At 73.6% G+C, this 2,828-nt stretch carries 2 protein-coding genes; one reads left to right on the forward strand and one right to left on the reverse strand.

Annotated features, from left to right (window positions below; genetic code table 11):
* Positions 1-143: 143 nt before the first annotated feature.
* On the reverse strand, positions 144-1,076 hold the full coding sequence (gene bdeA, locus ABT026_RS32060) for a bis(hydroxyethyl) terephthalate hydrolase (protein ID WP_351118721.1): 933 nt from the start codon (positions 1,074-1,076) through the stop codon (positions 144-146).
* 316 nt (positions 1,077-1,392) lie between these two features.
* Here bdeA and ABT026_RS32065 point away from each other — a divergent pair, with 316 nt between their 5' ends.
* Positions 1,393-2,751, forward strand: coding sequence for a type III PLP-dependent enzyme domain-containing protein (locus ABT026_RS32065; RefSeq protein WP_502968097.1), 1,359 nt, complete (start codon positions 1,393-1,395; stop codon positions 2,749-2,751).
* The last annotated feature ends 77 nt before the right edge of the window (positions 2,752-2,828 follow it).

Here is a 2,828-nt window from a genome sequence, read left to right on the forward strand (position 1 = left end):
TACATAACCCCCCCCCTACCAACACACTCCCCCCCCCCCCCGCTCTCCCGTTCGGGGGGGCCCCCGGCCCCCGCGGGGGCGCACCGCGGGCGGGCGGCCGCGCCGGGCGCGGCCGCCGTCCGGGTCCCCCGGGCCGGTAGGCGTCAGAAGGCGCAGGTGTTGCGGTACTCCTCGACGTCGCTGAAGAGACCGGTGCTGGGGCCCGGGCAGAGGAACTGGGAGTAGCGGGTGTCGTTGTCCACCCACCGCTTCAGCCAGGAGATGCTGTACTTCGCGATCGTCGTGTTCGACGTGTTGGGCGCGAAGTGGGTGGCGCCGTTGAGCTCCAGGTATGCCTTCTCGGTGGTCGAGGGGATGCTCGTGTAGAACGGCTCCGAGTGCGAGGCGACGGGGGCGACGGTGTCGGACTCGGCGCCGAAGATCAGGGCGGGGGTCTTGATCTCGGACCAGGTCTTGTCCAGGTTCCAGGGGGTCATCGGGATGATGGCCTTGATGGAGGGCCGGTCCTTGGCCGCCTCGAGGGTGCCGCCGCCGCCCATGGAATGGCCCATCAGGGCCACGCGGGTGGCGTCGACGCGGCTGCGCACGGAGCTGCTCTGCGTCAGGTAGTCGGCCGCCGCCAGCATCTGGTCGCCGCGGGAGTCGGGCTGGTCCATCGTGGTGTTGGTGTCGATGGTGAAGACCACGAAGCCCTGGGAGGCGAGCCGCTCGCCGAGCCACGAGATGGATGATTCGTAGGCGGTGAAACCCGGGGTGATGACCACGGCGCCGAAGGTGCCGTCGCTGGTGGTGGTCGGGTAGTAGATGGTGCCGCCGCCGAAGCCGCTCACCAGGGACGAGACGGAGGTGCTGGAGACCGAGTACGAGCCGCGCAGGGCCTCGATGCTCGAGTTGGTCGGGGCCGGGCCGCGCTCGTAGGGGTTGTCGGCCGCGGTGGCGCCCGGCGCCGCGAGCGTGCTGAAGGCGACGGCGGCCGCCACCGAGGCGGACAGGCCGGCGATGCGACCGAGACGGCGCCGCCGATCGGCCGGCGTGGGGGTGGCGTCGCTGGACGGGCTGCTCTGCGAGTGCTGCACGACGAGTCGTCCTCTCTGACGAGGCAGCCCTCCTTCGTGGTCCCGGCACGCGTCGTCCTGACGTGTCCGCGCCATCGGCGAGGGCCGCCGCTGACTGGCTACGTCACTGTCGGGCCGCCCGCGCCGCGCGTACATCGGCAAAATCACCGGTGTCACCGCGTCCCGTGGGCCGCGCGGCACCCCGATTGCCTCTGTGAGCTGCGCCTTCGCCCCCTGGTACCGGAGGGCCGGAAGAGAGAGGGTGTAGACAGCGCCGCCCTCGTCGCGGGTGCGGCGCCGGTTACCGGAACGTCGTCGTGCCGATGAGGAGTCAACTGTGAACACTGCCGCGCCGTCGCCCGTGAAGGGCGCCCCGCACACCGTCGCCGACGTGCTGGAGCGGGCCGTGGCGACCGGGCTGCTCGGCCCGGAGCAGCCGGTGGCCGGCTTCCTGGACACCGCGGGCATCCTGCGCGCGGTGGACGGGCTGCGCGAGGCGTTCGCCGGGGTGCCTCAGGTGCTGCACACCTTCGCCGCGAAGGCCTGCCCGCTGGTCCCGGTGCTGCGGCTGCTGGCGTCGACGGGCATGGGGTGCGAGGTGGCGAGCCCCGGTGAGCTCCGGCTGGCGCTGGCCGCGGGCTTCGAGCCCGGGCGGATCGTCCTCGACTCCCCGGTGAAGACCGAGGCGGAGCTGCGGGAGGCCCTGGAGCTGGGGGTCGCTGTCAACGCCGACAACCTGGCGGAGGTGGAGCGGATCGCCCGGCTGCGCCCGGCGAACTGCGCGTCCGTGCTGGGGGTTCGGGTCAATCCGCAGGTCGGCGGAGGCTCGATCGCGGCCACCAGCACCGCCACCGAGCACTCCAAGTTCGGTGTGGCGCTGCGCGATCCGGGGGCCGAGGAGCGGGTGGTGGATGCCTTCGTCCGGTACCCGTGGCTGACCCGCCTCCATGTGCACGTCGGCTCGCAGGGCTGCCCGCTGCCGTTGATCGCCGAGGGCGTCGCCGTGGCGCACCGCCTGGCGGCCACGATCGACGCACGGCTGGGCGAACGCCGGGTCACCGGGCTGGACATCGGCGGCGGTCTGCCCGTCAACTTCGACGACGACGAGGTCCGGCCGACGCACGCGGAGTACGTGGCCGCCCTGCGGGAGGCGGAGCCCGCGCTGCTGGACGGACGGTACGCGCTGGTCACCGAGTTCGGCCGGTCGCTGCTCGCCAAGAACGGCTTCCTCGCCGCGCGGGTGGAGTACGTCAAGGACGCCGGCGGGCGCCGGGTGGCCCTCACCCACGCGGGCGGACACGTCGTCACGCGGACGGTGCTGCTGCCGGACGCGTGGGCACTGCGGGTGACCGCCCACGGCCCCGACGGACGGCCGAAGAACTCACCGGCGACCGAGCAGGACGTCGCGGGGCCGCTGTGCTTCGCCGGGGACGTGGTGGCGCACGGCCGCGAGCTGCCCGAGCTCGCCGAGGGCGACTGGGTGGTGCTGCACGACGCGGGCGCCTACTGCTTCACCGCCTCGTGGAGCTACAACAGCCTGCCGAGGCCCGCGGTGCACGGATTCCGGACCGGGGACGACGGCCGCCCGGTCCTCACGACGGTGCGCACCGCCCAGACGATCGAGGAGATCGTGCGCGAGTGCGGCCTGGACCACGCCGACGCGCTGCTCGACGGGCTCGGCGGCTCGGCGGGCTGAGCCGGGGCCGCCGGCCGACCAGGCCGCCTCCCGCGCACACGTCGGCGCCCGCACCGCCAGAGCGGGGCGGGGCCCCC

It is taken from the genome of Streptomyces sp. NPDC002734, assembly GCF_040295685.1.
Classification (GTDB): domain Bacteria; phylum Actinomycetota; class Actinomycetes; order Streptomycetales; family Streptomycetaceae; genus Streptomyces.